The organism is Kitasatospora sp. NPDC001261 (assembly GCF_042896795.1).
GTDB lineage: Bacteria > Actinomycetota > Actinomycetes > Streptomycetales > Streptomycetaceae > Kitasatospora.
Map to the genome: position 1 here is coordinate 283,621 of NZ_JBIAXP010000004.1, position 15,454 is coordinate 299,074.

The 15,454-nt window shown below is 71.0% G+C and carries 20 protein-coding genes; 11 read left to right on the top strand and 9 right to left on the bottom strand.

Annotated features, from left to right (window positions below):
• Positions 1 to 54 precede the first annotated feature (54 nt).
• A complete protein-coding gene (locus tag ACFY4B_RS08140; RefSeq protein WP_117487051.1) occupies positions 55 to 672 on the bottom strand; it encodes a transglycosylase family protein in 618 nt (205 codons plus the stop codon).
• A gap of 574 nt (positions 673 to 1,246) precedes the next feature.
• Here ACFY4B_RS08140 and ACFY4B_RS08145 point away from each other — a divergent pair.
• From ACFY4B_RS08145 to ACFY4B_RS08155, 3 genes are all read left to right on the top strand, one after another.
• Positions 1,247 to 2,761, top strand: coding sequence for a purple acid phosphatase family protein (locus tag ACFY4B_RS08145; RefSeq protein ID WP_387966872.1), 1,515 nt, complete (start codon positions 1,247 to 1,249; stop codon positions 2,759 to 2,761).
• Between the two features lie 150 nt (positions 2,762 to 2,911).
• Positions 2,912 to 4,513: a purple acid phosphatase family protein gene (locus ACFY4B_RS08150; protein WP_380742918.1), complete on the top strand. Its 1,602-nt coding sequence runs from the start codon at positions 2,912 to 2,914 to the stop codon at positions 4,511 to 4,513.
• Positions 4,514 to 4,622: 109 nt separating this feature from the next.
• Positions 4,623 to 5,288 carry a lysophospholipid acyltransferase family protein gene (locus ACFY4B_RS08155; RefSeq protein ID WP_387966873.1) on the top strand — a complete coding sequence of 222 codons (666 nt, stop codon included), beginning with the start codon at positions 4,623 to 4,625 and terminating at the stop codon, positions 5,286 to 5,288.
• Between the two features lie 79 nt (positions 5,289 to 5,367).
• On the opposite strand, the gene ACFY4B_RS08160 is transcribed toward ACFY4B_RS08155, so the two are convergent.
• Entirely contained in the window at positions 5,368 to 5,619 is a 252-nt protein-coding gene (locus ACFY4B_RS08160) for a hypothetical protein (protein WP_375874798.1), read from the bottom strand.
• A gap of 583 nt (positions 5,620 to 6,202) precedes the next feature.
• Positions 6,203 to 6,631 carry a DUF5959 family protein gene (locus tag ACFY4B_RS08165; RefSeq protein ID WP_387966874.1) on the bottom strand — a complete coding sequence of 143 codons (429 nt, stop codon included), beginning with the start codon at positions 6,629 to 6,631 and terminating at the stop codon, positions 6,203 to 6,205.
• A gap of 164 nt (positions 6,632 to 6,795) precedes the next feature.
• Here ACFY4B_RS08165 and ACFY4B_RS08170 point away from each other — a divergent pair, with 164 nt between their 5' ends.
• Entirely contained in the window at positions 6,796 to 7,713 is a 918-nt protein-coding gene (locus tag ACFY4B_RS08170; protein ID WP_074002505.1) for a phosphorothioated DNA-binding restriction endonuclease, read from the top strand.
• A 135-nt stretch (positions 7,714 to 7,848) separates the two neighbouring features.
• Here the strand turns inward: ACFY4B_RS08170 and ACFY4B_RS08175 are convergent, their stop codons facing one another.
• Together ACFY4B_RS08175 and ACFY4B_RS08180 are read right to left on the bottom strand one after the other, a co-directional pair.
• Entirely contained in the window at positions 7,849 to 8,388 is a 540-nt protein-coding gene (locus tag ACFY4B_RS08175; protein WP_387966875.1) for a GNAT family N-acetyltransferase, read from the bottom strand.
• 172 nt (positions 8,389 to 8,560) lie between these two features.
• Entirely contained in the window at positions 8,561 to 8,947 is a 387-nt protein-coding gene (locus ACFY4B_RS08180) for a hypothetical protein (RefSeq protein ID WP_387966876.1), read from the bottom strand.
• Between the two features lie 127 nt (positions 8,948 to 9,074).
• On the opposite strand from ACFY4B_RS08180, the gene ACFY4B_RS08185 reads away from it, so the two are divergent.
• Complete coding sequence (locus tag ACFY4B_RS08185; protein ID WP_387966877.1) at positions 9,075 to 9,569, top strand: hypothetical protein; 495 nt, start codon at positions 9,075 to 9,077, stop codon at positions 9,567 to 9,569.
• A 130-nt stretch (positions 9,570 to 9,699) separates the two neighbouring features.
• Positions 9,700 to 9,987 carry a barstar family protein gene (locus ACFY4B_RS08190; protein ID WP_387966878.1) on the top strand — a complete coding sequence of 96 codons (288 nt, stop codon included), beginning with the start codon at positions 9,700 to 9,702 and terminating at the stop codon, positions 9,985 to 9,987.
• 160 nt (positions 9,988 to 10,147) lie between these two features.
• On the opposite strand, the gene ACFY4B_RS08195 is transcribed toward ACFY4B_RS08190, so the two are convergent.
• The 3 genes from ACFY4B_RS08195 to ACFY4B_RS08205 form a co-directional block, all read right to left on the bottom strand.
• Positions 10,148 to 10,768, bottom strand: a complete 621-nt coding sequence (locus tag ACFY4B_RS08195) for a plasmid pRiA4b ORF-3 family protein (RefSeq protein WP_387966879.1) — start codon at positions 10,766 to 10,768, stop codon at positions 10,148 to 10,150.
• A gap of 123 nt (positions 10,769 to 10,891) precedes the next feature.
• Positions 10,892 to 11,122, bottom strand: coding sequence for an e9imm peptide (locus ACFY4B_RS08200; protein WP_310593110.1), 231 nt, complete (start codon positions 11,120 to 11,122; stop codon positions 10,892 to 10,894).
• Between the two features lie 55 nt (positions 11,123 to 11,177).
• Positions 11,178 to 11,777, bottom strand: a complete 600-nt coding sequence (locus tag ACFY4B_RS08205; protein ID WP_375874805.1) for a TetR/AcrR family transcriptional regulator — start codon at positions 11,775 to 11,777, stop codon at positions 11,178 to 11,180.
• A 56-nt stretch (positions 11,778 to 11,833) separates the two neighbouring features.
• On the opposite strand from ACFY4B_RS08205, the gene ACFY4B_RS08210 reads away from it, so the two are divergent.
• Entirely contained in the window at positions 11,834 to 12,715 is an 882-nt protein-coding gene (locus ACFY4B_RS08210) for an alpha/beta fold hydrolase (protein WP_375874806.1), read from the top strand.
• Between the two features lie 8 nt (positions 12,716 to 12,723).
• Here ACFY4B_RS08210 and ACFY4B_RS08215 read toward each other — a convergent pair whose 3' ends face one another.
• Positions 12,724 to 13,068 carry a hypothetical protein gene (locus ACFY4B_RS08215; RefSeq protein ID WP_387966880.1) on the bottom strand — a complete coding sequence of 115 codons (345 nt, stop codon included), beginning with the start codon at positions 13,066 to 13,068 and terminating at the stop codon, positions 12,724 to 12,726.
• A gap of 189 nt (positions 13,069 to 13,257) precedes the next feature.
• On the opposite strand from ACFY4B_RS08215, the gene ACFY4B_RS08220 reads away from it, so the two are divergent.
• The 4 genes from ACFY4B_RS08220 (at position 13,258) to ACFY4B_RS08235 (ending at position 15,454) form a co-directional block, all read left to right on the top strand.
• Complete coding sequence (locus ACFY4B_RS08220; RefSeq protein ID WP_380742942.1) at positions 13,258 to 14,109, top strand: helix-turn-helix domain-containing protein; 852 nt, start codon at positions 13,258 to 13,260, stop codon at positions 14,107 to 14,109.
• A gap of 13 nt (positions 14,110 to 14,122) precedes the next feature.
• Complete coding sequence (locus ACFY4B_RS08225) at positions 14,123 to 14,320, top strand: DUF397 domain-containing protein (protein WP_387966881.1); 198 nt, start codon at positions 14,123 to 14,125, stop codon at positions 14,318 to 14,320.
• Between the two features lie 274 nt (positions 14,321 to 14,594).
• Positions 14,595 to 15,050, top strand: a complete 456-nt coding sequence (locus ACFY4B_RS08230) for a hypothetical protein (RefSeq protein ID WP_049650061.1) — start codon at positions 14,595 to 14,597, stop codon at positions 15,048 to 15,050.
• Positions 15,050 to 15,454: a cupredoxin domain-containing protein gene (locus ACFY4B_RS08235; RefSeq protein WP_387966882.1), complete on the top strand. Its 405-nt coding sequence runs from the start codon at positions 15,050 to 15,052 to the stop codon at positions 15,452 to 15,454. The genes ACFY4B_RS08230 and ACFY4B_RS08235 overlap by 1 nt, the downstream gene beginning before the upstream one ends.

Consider the following 15,454-nt stretch of genomic DNA (forward strand, 5'->3'; position numbering starts at 1 on the left):
CGGACCGCCGCCCGCGCCTGGGCGGGCGCGGGCGGCGGTCGGGTTCGACCGGTCCTAGGAGGGGAGTTCGAGGACCAGTCCGGGATGGATGAGGTCCGGGTCCTCGCCGACCGCGTCGCGGTTGAGCTCGTAGAGCGCCGGCCAGCCGCCGGGGACGCGCAGGGACTCGGCGAGGTCGGCGAGGGTGTCGTTCTCGCGGACCGTCCAGGTGCCGTCCTCGGACTCGACCGGGGCGGCGTGGGTGTGGGTGTGGGCGTGGGCCGGGGGCGGCGGGGCGTTGTCGCGGCCCTGGCCGTGGGTGGCGCGGGCGCCGCACACGGGCCAGGGGGAGAGGCCGCGACGTTCGGCCAGGAGCTGGGCGACGGCGATCTGCTGCTCGCGGGTGGCGAGGTCGGCGCGCGGGGCGTAGCCGAGGCCGCCGTTCTCCCGCCAGGTGGGCTGGTCGAACTGGAGGCCGCCGTAGTAGCCGTTGCCGCTGTTGATGCGCCAGTTTCCGCTGCTCTCGCAGGCCGCCACGCGGTCCCAGTCGTACGAGCCGCCGCCCTCCCTCCCGGGGTCGGACCGGCTGTCGCGGCCTGGCGGCGCGGCGTGGGCCGCGGGGGCGGCGAGGGCCACGGTGAGGGCGCAGAGCGCGGTCGGGACGATGCGGCGCAGGCGAACGGTGGGAGGCATGGGCGGCTCTCAGACTCGGGGACAAGACCGGCGCCGTCCACGGGGGCGGCGCACTCCCACCCATGCACGCCGGACGGTGCGTTCCGTGGACGACACGTCCGACGGGTCACCCGCACGGCGGTCCGGGGCCACCCCGGTGGTCGGCGGCCGACCGGCCGTACTCCTCGTCGCCTTGCCGTTTCGTCGCTTTGGTGCCTCGTCACCTCGCCGCTGGTGCGCCTGCCGCCCGCTTTCGGCACCGGCAGCCGTTGTCGCGGCCCCGGCCCGCGCGCCGCGACCTCGGGGCTCCCGCGCCGCCCGGCCGACCGGGGACAAGGTCGTGCACCGAGGGTTCCCGGCCACCCGCCGTTCGGCTGCCGTTCGCCGTCCGCACGGCTGGGCGTGACCCGGCCGTGCGGTGCGGCTGGGAGCCTCCTCGGCGTTTCCCCGAGCCCAGGAGGCGGCAGTGGCGGCACAACCCTCTCGTACTTCCCGCACATCCCGTACGTCTCGAAGGACGGTCCTTCGCACCGGTGCGGCGGCCGGTGCGCTCGCCGCACTGCCCGCGTCCACCCTGCTGTGGACCCAGCCGGCGGTGGCCGGCACGCCCGGTCCGGAGCAGCTCCACCTCCAGTGGGGCGACGAGCCCTCCCGCGAGATGACGGTCTCCTGGGCGACGGCGGCGTCCGTGAACCGTCCCCGGGTGCGGATCGGCACCCCGCGCGAGGGCGCCGGCCGGACGGTGCACGCGCGCAGCCGCAGCTACGTGGACGGCCTCAACAAGGTCGAGACCTTCACCCACCATGCCCGCCTGGACGGCCTGCGGCCCGACACCACGTACGTCTACGAGGTGCTGCACGACGGCGCCCAGCCGGTCCGCGGCACCTTCCGCACCGCCCCCGCGCCAGGCCGGGCCGCGTTCCGCTTCACCAGCTTCGGCGACCTCGGCACCGGCGACAACGTGTTCAGCAAGTCCTCCATCCACGGCGCGGCGGCGGTCCGTCAGGTCGAGGGGTTCGACCCGCTGTTCCACCTGCTCAACGGAGACCTCGCGTACGCCAACAACAACCCGCAGCGCCAGCCGCAGGCCTGGAACGCGTTCATGAACAACATGTCCGCATCGGCCGCCCACCGCCCGTGGATGCCCACGCCCGGGAACCACGAGGTCGAGGCGGGTGGCGGGGAGCTCGGCTACGCCTCCTACCTGACCCGCTTCGAGCTGCCGGACAACGGCACGCGTGACCACTGCGGCACCTGCTACGGCTTCCAGATCGGCTCGGTGCTCTTCGTCAGCCTGGACGGCAACGAGATCGCGGTCGAGGACGACGCCAGCATCGACCCCGCCACCGGGCAGTCGATCTACATCAGCGGGTACAGCGACGGTGCCCAACTCCGCTGGCTGGACCGGCTGTTGTCGCGGGCGCGGGGCGGCAGCTCGGTGGACTGGATCGTGGTCTACCTGCACCAGTTCGCGATGTCCTCCTCCGCCCAGAGCCACGGCGGCGACATGGGCATCCGGGAGAAGCTGCTGCCGCTGCTCGACCGCCACAGCGTCGACCTCGTGCTGGCCGGCCACGACCACGACTACGAGCGCACCCACCCGGTGCGCGGCACCGCCCCGGGCGGCCTGCTCACCCCGGCCGTCGCCGACGACGACCTGCGGCAGATCGACACCTCGCAGGGTACCGTCCACCTGATCCTCGGCGGCGGCGGCACCGCCGGGCACGACGACGTCTACCTGCCCGCCGACGCCGACGGCGTCCGCGAGGCCACCGTCCGCACCCAGCGCCTCACCTACAAGGCCGACCCGGACGCCAAGGAGAAGGCCCACTGGTCCGCCGTCACCGACCCGGACACCCGCTACCCCTACGGCGTCGCGGTCTTCGACGTCGACCCGGGGTCGGTGCCCGGCGGCCGGACCGCCATCACCGTCAGCTACTACCACTCCGTCCCGGCCACCGCCGCCGCCCCGCTCCCGACGCCGGTGCTGTACGACCGCTTCACCCTGTACCGCGACCGCAGCGACGGCTGGGACGACGACGACCAGGGCGAGGACTCCCAGGACCGGTCGGTCGCCGGTAGCGCGTCGGTCGCCGGCGCCCGCCGGTAGCGCGCCCGTCGTCGAGGGCCCGCCGCGCCGCCCGTGCGCGGCGGGCCCTCGCTGTCGTACCAACTCGCCTGCCGTGAACGGGAATCGAAAACACGTCCGGTGGTGCCGGACCTCTTGTCAAAGGTTAGGGAAGTTTCCTAACTTGATGTCATGTCCGAGACCGAGACCCCACGGCACTCCCGGCGCGACCTCCTCCGAGCCGGCGCGGCGGGCGGAGCTGCCCTCGCGGCCGGCGGCCTGCTGCTGCCGGGCACCGCCCTGGCGGCCCCGCGCCCGACCGCCCTCGCCACCCCGACCCTCCCCGTCACCCCGACCTCCCCCGCCGCCCCGACCGTCCCCGCGCCCCGGGGCGAGCGGACCGCCGGGTCCGCGCTGCGGCCCTTCGGCCGGCACCTCGCCTACGGGGCCGACCCGTCCCAGCAGGTCGTCGTCTCCTGGCAGGTGCCGGACGCGGTGACCGCGCCGTTCGTCCGCATCGGCGTCCAGCCCGGCGACTACGGCGCCCCGATCGCCGCCGAGGTCCGCGCCCTGGTCAGCAAGCTCTCCTGGCAGAAGCCGGTCGAGGACCAGCCCCTCGTCAAGCCCACCACCGTCACCCAGTACTACCTGCACGCGCGGCTGGACCAGCTGATCCCGGACACCACCTACTACTACGTCGTCGGCCACCAGGGCTACGACCCGGCCGGCCAGGGCGCCCGGCTCGGCGACGTGGCGAGCTTCCGCACCGCGCCCGCCCCCGGCCGCGGCGCCGGATTCACCTTCACCGCCTTCGGCGACCAGGGCATCGGGTACAACGCGGCGGCCACCGGAAACCTGATCGCCGGCCTCGACCCCGCCTTCCACCTCCACATGGGCGACCTCTCCTACGCCAACGCCGGCGGCAGCGGCAAGACCAGCGACGCGTACGACGCCCGCCTGTGGGACTCCTTCTTCGTACAGAACGAACCCGTCGCCGCGCGGACCCCGTGGATGCCGGCGATCGGCAACCACGAGATGGAGCCCTGGTACGGGACCGACGGCTACGGCGGCATGCGCGCCCGCTTCACCACGCCCGACAACGCCTGGAGCCAGTCCACCGGCATCTACTCCTGGCGCTACCAGAACGTCGGCCTGATCAGCCTCGACGGCAACGACGTCTGCTACAACACCCCCGCCAACCTCGACTACACCAAGGGCAAGCAGAAGAAGTGGCTGGAGAGCCGGCTCGCCGCGCTCCGCGCCGACACCGGCATCGACTTCATCGTCGTCTACCTGCACCAGTGCACGTACTCCACCTGCCACGACAACGGGGCCGAACTCGGCGCGCAGCAGGACTGGGCCCCGCTGTTCGACAAGTACCAGGTGGACCTGGTGCTCAGCGGCCACAACCACGTCTACGAGCGGACCGACCCCATCCGGGCCGGCAAGCCCACCCGCAAGGTCGCCTCCGGCGACACCGTCGACCCGGTCAAGGACGGCACCACCTACGTCGTCGCGGGCGGCGGTGGCGGCGGGCTCTACTCCTTCCCCGCCGCCGACACCTACCTCGGGCACGAGAGCGCCAACGACAAGCCCGTGCCGATGGTGGTCTCCGACCGGAGCGGCCACAACCAGACCGTCAAGGTCACCTGGTCCAGGGTCCGGTACACCGGCTACTGCCTGGTGGCGGTCGACGTGACCCCCGCCGTCGCGGGCAGGCCCGCCCGGATGGAGGTGCGCTCGCTCACCGAGGACGGCACCGCCGTGGACCGGGTCACCGTACAGCGCGGCTGACCCGGCGACCGGCACCCGGTCCCGTTTGAGTACCGCTACTCAGGCGGGCGGGGCCGGTGTGCCGGGACGATAGCGGTCCCACGACGCCGGAGGCCACGGAGGGCCCGCCATGCTCAGCCGGATCGCCGCCGCCCTGGTGCCCGTCCTCGGGCGCCTCTCCGTCACCTCCGAGACACCCGGCCCGGTCGCCCCGGGCAGCGTCGTCGCGGCCAACCACACCTCGGCCGCCGACCCCGGCGTGGTGCTGGCCGCGCTGCGCCGCCTGGGCACCGAGCCGGTGGTGATGGCGACCGCCGGACTGTGGCGGGTACCGGTGCTCGGCGGAGTGCTGCGCTCCGGCGGGCACATCCCCGTCCACCGCGGCACGGCCCGGGCGGCCGAAGCCCTCGACGCGGCCGCGGCGGCGCTCGCGGCCGGCCGGGTCGTCCTCATCTACGGCGAGGGCGGCCTGCCCAAGCACCGGGACTCCCGCGACGCGGAACCGGGCGCCTTCCGCACCGGCCTCGCCCGGCTCGCGGCGGCGACCGGCGCCCCCGTGGTGCCGCTCGGCCAGTGCGGCGCCCGCCGCCTCAGCTCGGGCGGCACCGCCAAACAGCTCGCCGGACTCGCCACCGCCCCCGTACGCCGCCCCGCCCTGCACGTCCACCTCGGCGCCCCGCTCCACCTGCCCGGCGACATCCCCGAGGCCACCGCCGCCGCCCGCCAGGCCGTCACCGCCGCCTGGCGCACGGCGCAGCGGCGGTGCGGCGGGCGGGGGAGGTCACGGATCACGTAATCCGTGACAACTCCCCTCCGGGCGAGGGTAGTCAGAGCACCCAGTAAATTTACTGGGTGCCCGGACCGTCCTCGCCCGGTCAGCTCCGGGGCGAGGCCTCCAGTCGGTCGGCGGACCACAGGACGGCGGTCAGCGCCACCAGCGCCGGGACGGCCAGGAGGCCGAAGCAGATCGCCCCGGCCTGGGGCGCGCCCATCCCGGCCCGGACGAGACGCCACCCGAGGCCCAGGTCGACCGCCGTCGCCAGGCTGCCGAGACCGCCGGCGGTCACCCGCAGGTGCAGTCGCCGGGACCGGGACGGGGTCGGTGCGGGTGTTTCCTGTGAGAGCATGGCAATGCCTTCCGGATCGGATAACGGATTTCGAACCCGATGAGGCATACGGGCGCCGTTCCGGCGAGGGGGCGGCGCCCATTTCATGCCCGTCTGCGGGTCCGGTGACGAGGATACCCACGCTCGGGCAGGGTGTGGACCGCCTCCTGATTCCTAAGCGACGGTCCTGTACCGGCCGTTGGCGTAGTGCAGATTGATATAAATTATTGCTGATCTCCGCAGGTCAGAGCCATGGTTTCGTCTACGGAGCACACATCTCCACCTGCGAATTCGTGAAATCGCCGCAGAAAGAAGCGCACCACATTTCTACGCCGTTCCAGCCCGCAAGTCCGAACTTTGCGGGACGGGCCGCTCTCGTGGGCACTTTTGGATGGCATGCCGACAATGCCTGCCGCCGCTGGGTGGTTGGCATCCGGTCGATCCGGAAAAAAATTCCACCGATCCTTCGACCCGGCCCCGCCCGCCGCGCCACCACCTCGCCGCAGCCCTGGAGGTCGCGCCGGACCAAGCCGCGACGTCCGAACTCCTCGACCAGTACGACCAGCTCGCCTCCGGCCGACAGCAGGCCGGGCCGTTGCCGTCCCTACACTGACGGGATCGGGCTCCAGGAGTCCAGCAGGTTCCGGAGGCGTTCGCGGTGGTCCGCGATCCACCCTTCCGGCAGGCCGATCGGAACCCGCACGGTGACCATCGAGCCCGACTCGTCCTCGACAACCACCTCGGGGCACCCGCGCTCACCGGTGAGCTGGATGAAGACGGACGGTCCGCTGTCCATCTCCATCCACTCGATGTCCTGGCCGGCATCGAGCCTGTCCAGGGCCAGGCCCCACTCCTCCAACTTCGAGGCCGACAGCACCAGGTCGATGCGCCCACTGACGAAGGGCGTCGCCACGGCGATCTCGGCGGCAAGCCCGCCGGACCATCGCGGGTGCCGACCCAGGACCGTGATGCCGACGCCGTTGCCCTCATCGTCAGCGAGAACGACAAGATCCATCGGAGCCACCTCGGCCATGACTCTCCCTCCTTCAACCGGCACGAGAGGGCATCGTGGCTCACCCGTCACGCTCGAGGCCAGCGCATTCCGGCCGGAGTGACCTCGACCGGCTCGGGGGGGCCGGGGGCAGACCCGTCGGCCCGGGTGATCCCTTCGTCGTGCCGCGAACTACGCTGGCCGGCATGGACTGGCTCGATCGGGTGGCACGGCTGAGGCGCTGGACGAAGGGCGGCGAGCGTGCGCCGCACAAGCCGCTGCTGCTGCTCTACGCGCTCGGCGGCTACCAGCGGGACGCCGGCGGCGAACTGCGGTACAGCGCGGTCGAGGAGGAGCTGAAGCGGCTGCTCGTCGAGTACGGCCCGCCGCGTCCGACGACCCCCGCTTACCCGTTCCACCACCTGGTCAGCGACGGGGTGTGGGAGGTCCGCACCGACCAGGGGCCGGGTAGCCCCGGCAGCGGGGTCGGGGTCCTCCGGGCGAGCGGGGCCGCCGGCAGGCTCGCGCCCGCGCTGCGGGCCGCGCTCGGCGAGGAGCCGGCCCTGCTGGGCCGGATGGCCCGGGTGCTGCTGGACGCCCACTTCCCGACGTCCCTGCACGCCGACCTCTGCGAGGCGGTCGGCCTCGACCTGGAGCGGGCCGAGACCGGGGCCGTGGGCGGGCCCGAGGCCGCGGCCCGGCGTCAGCGCGACCGGCGGATGCGTGAACTGATACTCACCGCCTACGAGTTCCAGTGCGCCTTCTGCGGCTACGACGGCGCCCTCGGGGCGAGCCCGGTCGGGCTGGAGGCCGCGCACGTGCGCTGGTGGTCGCACGACGGGCCGGACGAGGTCGACAACGGCCTGTGCCTGTGCTCACTGCACCACAAGCTCTTCGACAAGGGCGTGTTGGGCCTCGGTGAGGGCCATCGCATCCTGGTCTCCGACCGCTTCGTCGGCCGCAGCGAGGCCAGCCGCCGCCACGTCCTCGCACTCTCCGGCCGCCCGCTCATCGGCCCGCAACCAGGCCGCCCCCCGGTCGCCGACCGCCACCGGCAGTGGCACACGCGCCAGGTGTTCCACGGCGTCCCGCGCCAACCCGCGGAGCAGGGGGCCTTGGTCTAGTTGTACTGACCGGGAAGGTTCGCCGGATCGGCGGTTCGAGCGGTTGGATGTCCGGAGACGTCCGATGCGACCGTTGGGGGGTGTGGTGGCTGAGCCTGTCCGTGTGCGCAGGTCGACCGACCAGGAGGGAGCGGGTCAGGCCCTCACACCACACGCGATTCGGTACAGCACGTTCGGGCGCAGTGGCCCTTCGGGCGCGGTGGGGTCGTCGAAATCGTCAGCCGGGTCGCGGGTCATGCCGATCCGGCGCATCACTGCTTGGGAACGGATGTTGGTGGCGGTCGTCACTGCAAGAATCTCGGGGAGTTCAAGCGTTTCGAAGCCGAAGGCAAGACCGGCCAGGGCGGCCTCGGTGGCGTAACCCTGGCCCCAGGCCGAGCGAGCGAGCCTCCAACCGATCTCTACCCCCGTGAACGGCATGTCATCATCCACCTGGTCCAAGCCCGCGAAGCCGATGAACTCGCCCGTGGCCTGTACTTGAACCGCCCACCATCCGTAGCCTCGCCGGTCGAACTCGGCCTGGAACCGCGCCACGGAGGCATCGCTCCGTTCGCGGGTGAGCAGGTCGCCCAAGTGCTCCCGAACCTCAGGATCGGCATTCATAGCCGCCCACGGTTCAAGGTCGGAGTCTTGCCATCGACGGAGCACGAGGCGATCGGTACGCAGTTCAGCCATGCTGCCCAGCCAACGTGAGCGCCGCCCCCAAGGCAATCCATTTTCTCCGGGACCGCTACCGCCGCTCAGGAGGGGACTGCTCGGCCGGCTCCAGGACTGACGAAGCGACCACCGCCCCGGCGGGCATCCCGTTGGTCGGATCCTCGGTCACCACGAACAACCAACGGCCGGTTCAGCGGGTCGGCATGCCGCCGTGCGGACTGTTGACCACCAGCGGCAGGGAACCCTCGGCAAGGTAGAAGTGCCCGGGAAAGTAGTCGATGTGGAGGTGGCCGCCGTCCTCGGCGGAGGCCATGCCGCGAAGGTTGTCCGCGAGTACCGCCCGGCCGGCGGAGTCACCGCTGATCACGAGGAACTGCCGCTCGGAGTCCAGAAGGACAAGGACACCCGGGCCGGCGGTCCCCTTCACCTCGATCCCCGCCAGGGCGTCGGCGTCCGGTGAGGGGGTCGAGATGAGAAGCCCCTTGCCCTCGGCCACCGCGTCCGCCAGACGGTTCAGCTCCTCCGCCGACGCCGTCAGATCCACTTCGCCGTACACGGGGTCGCTGACGAGTCTCACGCGGTCGGCACTCCTTCACGATCGGAATCCCTGATGCTACTGAATCTGGGCGGGTGAGGTCGGGGAGCGCCGAGTGTGCCGGTGCCCCGGACTGTTCCGCGGGTGGCTGCCGCGCCAGGATGAGCGCATGACCGAGAGTGAGGCGGACCTGCCGGCGCTGCTGCGCGAGCTCGATGATCCGGCGTGGCTGGAGTGGCCGCAGCGCTACGACCGTCGCGGGACCGCGGTTCGCTTCGGTGCTCTGGTGGCTCGGCTCGAAGGCGACTTCGCTGCTCCCTGCCCGGCCGAGCAGGACACCCAGGACTCCAGCGAGTACGGACGCGTCGTCGTTCCCGGGGACGCGACCGTCTGCGGAACCCGGATCGTCGTCTGCGTCAGCAAGTTCGGCTCACTGGCGCTGGTCTGCGCCGACAACCCGGGCGCCTTCAGCGGAACGGAGGAAGCCCGGACCGAGGGCGAGCTGGACGGCGAGGACCTCGCCAGGGTCAATCGGGCGCTGGTCGAACTCGGCTATGTCGTGGTTGCCGAGGAACTACTGGAGAGCGACTACGACGGGCCGAGCCGACTGCCCTCGTACATCCAGCGGCCCACCTGGTCGGACCGCTTCTTCGGCTACTTCTGACGACCACGTCGACAGGGTCGGTCCGGCAATCGTCGGGCAGCCGTCGATCACCGTCGGCCGGTAGCACTCTCGAGGCTTCCTCGGTCGGAGTGTGTCTCTTGGCCGGCAGTCGGCTCGCTACCCTGCTGGGATGACGGACAGCGAGCTGGTAGTCGACCTGCGCGGTCGGCGGATCGAGACACTGAACGACTTCTGGGACGCGGTGAGCGAGCCCTGCGGGCTGCCGGAGTGGTTCGGCCGGAATCTGAACGCGTGGTCGGACACGATCGAGACCCGGGGCATCTCCGAGGTGATCGACAGCCACGACATCCTGGTCGTGCACGTCGACCGGCGGGGTTTCTTCGAAGGGCACCGGAGGGAGGCCGACGTCCTGGCTGACATATTCGACGGAGAACAGAACCGGCTCGTCGTCCACTGACCAACCCGTCGAAGAGTCAGGCTCTTGTAGTGCTTTGACCCAGGCCAAGACCAGCACTGACCTGACAAAGCACTACCGGTGCAGCACCGCGTTGATCCTGCGAGGGTCTTGATCGCCCCCGGCGGGGTTGGGGGCGCGATCGGCTGGGCGCGGTCCGGTTTCAGTCGTGGACGAGTACGGTCGTGTAGTCGGCCAGGGCGGTGTTGATCTCGGCTGGGTCGAACGCGGCGGGGTCGAACTGGTCGGCCGAGTCGAGGCCGAGCCATTCGAGTCGTTCCTCGTGTTCTTCGTGGCCGGGGTCGGTGAGAACCTCGACGAGGTACTCGTATCCCCAGATCCCGCCGCAGTCCTCGGGCGGGCCGGCCCGTCGGCCGGTGAGGCAGTGAGGGTAGGAGACACCCGGTTCGGCGTCTCCTACGGCCTCGACGAGGATGTCGTGTTCCCAGTTGTCGCCGAAGTCGTAGATGTAGCGGAACCGCGTGCCGACGCCGGGGGCGATCTGGTCGAGGCGCATCGCCGTCGCGTTGCGGATCCCCAGGTCCCGATCGGTGACGCCGTACCGTTCCCGCCCGGTCTCGAAGGCCCACATGTGGTAGTCCTCCCAGCCGAACGCGGCCTGGACCAGGTCGTGCAGCCGCCGCAGATCCGTGCCCGACGGCACCTGAAGGCGACGCCAGATCGGGGGCTTGGAGCCGGACAGGGTGACCTTGATCGTGTGGACGGACGTTCCCGGGGCGGTCCGGGAACGGGTGGGTGGCTTCACGCGCCTGGTGTTCGACATGGCCGCCATCCTGCCAGCGGCACCGGTTCCCGTACGGGCGTCGGCCGTCGGCTCACCCGCCCGCGTGACAATGCGCTGCACTGGCTGAAGACTGGCTGAAGCACGTCCGAGCGGTTGTCGTTCTCACAGCGCGAACGGTCGGTGGGCCAGGGCCAGTTCGACGACCTCGGCCGCTGTCGGCTCCGGCCCGTCGGCCGAGTAGATCAAGTCGCTGACGTAGCCGCTCGGACAGCCAAGGCCCCTGTCCAGTGCCTCCAGCGTGCGGTCGATCTCGGCGTCGTTGTAGCAGTCGCCATCCATGATCTTCTGCACCATCGCAAGGGCCGACTCACGAGTCATCACTGCTTCAGCCACCCCCTCCAGGATGAGGAGAGAGTCTAGTGAGTCACGTGATCGACCGGACAGATTCCTAGCCGGGGAAGAGCCGCCCGAGGTGGTAGCGCAGGACGGTGGTGGCGGCCTCCGCCGTTCGCTGGCCGAGGAGGACGCTGAGGCCGAGGCCGGCGGAGACGGCGAGGAGGACGACGGCCTCCTGGCGGGGGTCCAGCTGCGGGTCGGCGGTTCCGGTCTGTTGGGCGGCGGTCAGCTGGGCGGTGAGGAAGGCCTCCATCTCGTTGGGCGCGGCGAGGAACTGGGGCCCGCCGAGTGCCGGATCGGTGACGGAGAGCACCGCGTACTCGGTGTGGATGAGGTGGAAGGCCCGGCTCTCCTCGTCGGTGGGGACGGCTTCGAGCAGGACGGCTTCGATGATGCCGCGCGGGTCGGTGGCCCCGCTCGCGCGGACGCGCCGCTGGACGCGTTCGCCCATGCGGGCCGTCAGCCGGGTCATGGCGGCGAGCAGCAACTGCTCCTTGGTGTCGAAGTAGTACTGCACGAGGCGCACCGAGACGCCGGCCTCGATGGCCACCGACCGCATGGTGACGGAGTGCAGGCCGCTGTTCGCCGCCGAGCGGAGCAGGGCGTCGATGATGTGGGCCCGCCGCTCCTCGTGATCCACCAGCTTCGGCATCGGGTTCCTTCCGGATATTTTTGTGGTACAACCATACCATCAAACAGGGAGGGATCATGACCAGGACCAGCGTCGGACACTTCGTCAGCGAGCCGGCTCGGGCGAAGTTCCTTGAGGCGTACGACCGGGCGATGGAACTCTGGCCGGGCCCGCGCCGGGAACTCGACGTCGAGACCGCGTACGGAAGCGTCCACGTCCACCGCTACGGCGCGACGACCGGCGAGCCGATCGTGCTGCTGCACGGTCACGCCGGGCACCCGTCCAACTGGTACCCGCAGATCGCGGCGCTCGGCGAGCGGCACCCCGTCTACGCGATCGACACCCTGGACGACCCGGGCCGCAGCGTGCAACGCGCCGTCGCGGCCGGGTCGGAGGAGAATGCGGCCTGGCTGGGGGAGGTGCTGGCCGGCCTCGGGCTGGAGCGGGTCCACCTGGTCGGAGTGTCGTACGGCGGCTGGCTGGCGCTCAACCAGGCGATCCACGCGCCCGAGCGGCTGGCCTCGGTCACGCCGCTCGACCCGGGCGGGATCGAGAAGGTCCCCGCGCGGTTCTACGCCCACATGGTCGGCGGCCTGTTCGGCATGCTCGCCCCGCGCCCGCTCCGCCCGGCCGTCGGCCGGCTGCTGGCCAACCCGGCACTGAGCGCGCCGCGCGAGATGATCGCACCGTTGATGCTCGCCATGCGGAGCTACAAGCCGGGCGGCCGCCCGCCGGCCCGGCCGTTCACGGACGAGGAGTTGGCGTCGATCGAGCTGCCGGTGCTCGTCCTGGTGGGTAGGCGCAGTGCGCTGCTGCGGCCGCGCCAGGTGGTGGAGCGGGTCACCCGCCTGATCCCCGGCGTGCGGGCGGAGATTCTGGAACGTGCCGGGCATGGACTCAACCTGGAGCAGCCCGAGCTGGTCAACGAGCGCCTGCTGGCCTTTGTCGAGCGGGAGTAGGGGGAGGTTCAGGCCGCAGCGGCATGGCTCACGGTGGCGGCCTCCGGCGGGGAGAGCCAGATCAGCCGGGCGGTGATGCCCGGCCGTCCGGAGAAGTGGCGCACGGCCCGCTCGGGCGAGGGGAGGGTCATCCGCGTCCGCCCGTCGATGGCGATCACATGGGCCCGGCCGTCCGAGTCGGCGAGCCCCCAGGCCGCGACCCACCCGTCAGCGTCGTTGCCGCACACCTGGACGACGGCGAACAGCCGGGGTGCGGTGTCGAGCACGAGCCCGCACAGCTCCTGCTCGAAGGTCGGTTCGACCGGCGGGCGGAGCGTGGCCGGGCGGGAGTTTGGCGAGGGCGTAGCGCTCATGGAAGTCTCCTACATGTAGGGGAGTTGGACGCCGCGCTGCTGTCACCGCCGGCAGCGGGCATCCATGACGCAGAGTCAAAAGTAGCCAGTCGGTAGTATGTAGTCCACCGCCTTTGAGGAATCTGTATCACTACCACTCCCATGGGTGACGGGCGCCGACGATGGCGGTCGAGAGCGAGGAGATAGCGGATGCCGCCCAGCAAGACTCCGCCGAGCATCCGGCAGCGGCGACTCGGTGCGGAGCTGCGCCGGTTGCGCGAGCAGGCGGGACTCTCGGTCACACGAGCCGGGGAACTGCACGGCACCCCGCAGTCCCGCATCAGCAACATCGAATCCGGCGGGTACCCGGTGAGCGCGGACCGCGTACGGACCCTGGCGCGTCTCTACGGCTGCGCGGACGACGCCCTGATCGAGGCACTGACGCACATGACTGGCGGCCGCACGCGTGGCTGGTGGGAGGAGTACCGCGAGATCCTCCCGGCCGGAGCGCTCGACCTGGCGGAACTCGAACACCACACGCAGACGATGCGGATCGTCTCAGTGGTCCACATCCCTGGTCTTCTCCAGACCCCTGAACATGCTCGTGCCCTGTTCCGGGACGTAGTCCCGCCGTTGTCCCCGCCCGAAGTGGAGCACCTGGTATCCCACCGCATCAAGCGACAGGCGGTGCTCTTCGGCGACCGTCCGATGCCGCTGTCGGCCGTCGTCCATGAGACGGCCTTGCGTATGGGCTTTGGGGGCCGCAAGGTTGCCCGTGATCAGCTCGAATATCTGCTGACCATGAGTGAACACCCGCACATCGATCTTCGTGTCATCCCGTTCGGCACCGGTAGCTACCCCAGTTCCGGTGCCGGGATCGTGTACTTCGCAGCAGAGGTCGCGCGGTTGGACAGTGTCCAGGTCGATGGGGACCGATTCGAGTTCATTGACACCGAGCCGCAGCTGATCAAGTATCGAGCCGTATTGGATCGGCTGGAGGCGAGTGCGCTCAAGCCCGACGCGTCCCGCGACCTGATCCGCCGGACCGCCCAGAGCATGTGAGACGGGAAGAACCATGGCCGTTCAGAGCTGGCAGAAGTCCTCGTTCAGCGGCGACACCGCCAACTGCATCTACGTCTCAGCAGTTGCCGACGCCACTGTCCGGATTCGTGAGAGCGATGACCCCGACACCGTCCTCTCCACTTCGCCCGGCGCGCTTGGCGCACTCCTGTGCGGCGTCAAAGCGGGGGAGTTCGACCACCTGGCGACGTGACCTGCGCGGAGTGCACCCTTCTGGCCCGTGCCCCAGGCGTCCTGGGGCACGGGCCGACGTCATTCCCCCTGCGTGCGTGAGAAGTCGGCCAGGTCGACTTCTCACGCACACCATCGGGTGGGGGCGGTTGGGACCGGCTGGGGGAGGGCTGCGGACGGGGCGCTGGGCTGTTGGTATGACGTTCGGACGGTTGGGCGCGCGGGTGGATCTCCGGCCGGTTAACGTCGGCCGCAATGCGTTCGTACGCCCATATGTCCTCAGACCGGAGGTTTCAGTGCAGCGGTGGATCATCCTGACGGTACTCACCTCGGCCCTCACCGGCCTCACCGGCGCCGCCGGGGCCGCCGTACCGGCCCGGGCCGACGAGCCGGTCCCCACCACCGTCACCCTCGGCGACGCCGTCATCGACCCCAAGCTCCCCGGCCGGGTCCGGGTACAGGTCGAGTACCTCTGCTCGATCGCGGACGAGGCCCGCTCGCTCACCGTCTCCGTCGAACAGAAGGACCCGGAGGACAACACCGTCGTCGCCTTCGGCTCCAGCCGGACCGCGGAGGCGGACGTGATCTGCGACGGCACGCCGCAGACCCGGCAGGTCCTCGTCCAGTCCAAGACCACCAACTGGATCCCGGACGTCGACGCCATCCTGACCACCACCGTCTCCAACATCGGCGCCACCCCGTCGGCCGCCGCCGACTCCAAGCGGGCCAGGCTGCTCGCCACCCCCGCCTGATGCGGACCCTCCTCCGGGCCTCGGCCCTCCTGCTCGCCGCGGGCCCCGTACTGACCGGCTGCGTCAGCTCGTTCATGGTGCCGGGCCCGGAGGAGACCAGCAGTACCGTCGCGCCGCCGTCGCCATCCACGGCCCCGCCGTCGCCCAGCCCCTTCACGGGGACGGTGACGATCCGCGACTTCTCCTTCGAGCCGGCCGACTTCACCCTCAGCCCGGGCACGGCGGTCACCGTGACCAACACCGGCACCACCGCCCACACCCTCACCGCCCAGGACGGCACCTTCGACACCGGCCCGATCGCCCCGGGCGGCAGCGCGACGCTCACCGCTCCCACGCAGCCCGGTGCGTACTCGTACCTCTGTACGTTCCACCACTTCATGCGCGGGATTCTGACCGTGGCGTGA

Excerpts from the sequence above, each read along its gene's own strand:
- ACFY4B_RS08150 (WP_380742918.1), top strand. The coding sequence starts at position 2,912 with ATGTCCGAGACCGAGACCCCACGGCACTCCCGGCGCGACCTCCTCCGA.
- ACFY4B_RS08215 (WP_387966880.1), bottom strand. The coding sequence starts at position 13,068 with ATGAGCGCTACGCCCTCGCCAAACTCCCGCCCGGCCACGCTCCGCCCG.
- ACFY4B_RS08165 (WP_387966874.1), bottom strand. The coding sequence starts at position 6,631 with ATGGCCGAGGTGGCTCCGATGGATCTTGTCGTTCTCGCTGACGATGAG.
- ACFY4B_RS08205 (WP_375874805.1), bottom strand. The coding sequence starts at position 11,777 with ATGCCGAAGCTGGTGGATCACGAGGAGCGGCGGGCCCACATCATCGAC.
- ACFY4B_RS08195 (WP_387966879.1), bottom strand. The coding sequence starts at position 10,768 with ATGTCGAACACCAGGCGCGTGAAGCCACCCACCCGTTCCCGGACCGCC.
- ACFY4B_RS08190 (WP_387966878.1), top strand. The coding sequence starts at position 9,700 with ATGACGGACAGCGAGCTGGTAGTCGACCTGCGCGGTCGGCGGATCGAG.
- ACFY4B_RS08185 (WP_387966877.1), top strand. The coding sequence starts at position 9,075 with ATGACCGAGAGTGAGGCGGACCTGCCGGCGCTGCTGCGCGAGCTCGAT.
- ACFY4B_RS08155 (WP_387966873.1), top strand. The coding sequence starts at position 4,623 with ATGCTCAGCCGGATCGCCGCCGCCCTGGTGCCCGTCCTCGGGCGCCTC.
- ACFY4B_RS08140 (WP_117487051.1), bottom strand. The coding sequence starts at position 672 with ATGCCTCCCACCGTTCGCCTGCGCCGCATCGTCCCGACCGCGCTCTGC.
- ACFY4B_RS08160 (WP_375874798.1), bottom strand. The coding sequence starts at position 5,619 with ATGCTCTCACAGGAAACACCCGCACCGACCCCGTCCCGGTCCCGGCGA.
- ACFY4B_RS08170 (WP_074002505.1), top strand. The coding sequence starts at position 6,796 with ATGGACTGGCTCGATCGGGTGGCACGGCTGAGGCGCTGGACGAAGGGC.
- ACFY4B_RS08225 (WP_387966881.1), top strand. The coding sequence starts at position 14,123 with ATGGCCGTTCAGAGCTGGCAGAAGTCCTCGTTCAGCGGCGACACCGCC.
- ACFY4B_RS08210 (WP_375874806.1), top strand. The coding sequence starts at position 11,834 with ATGACCAGGACCAGCGTCGGACACTTCGTCAGCGAGCCGGCTCGGGCG.
- ACFY4B_RS08175 (WP_387966875.1), bottom strand. The coding sequence starts at position 8,388 with ATGGCTGAACTGCGTACCGATCGCCTCGTGCTCCGTCGATGGCAAGAC.
- ACFY4B_RS08235 (WP_387966882.1), top strand. The coding sequence starts at position 15,050 with ATGCGGACCCTCCTCCGGGCCTCGGCCCTCCTGCTCGCCGCGGGCCCC.
- ACFY4B_RS08220 (WP_380742942.1), top strand. The coding sequence starts at position 13,258 with ATGCCGCCCAGCAAGACTCCGCCGAGCATCCGGCAGCGGCGACTCGGT.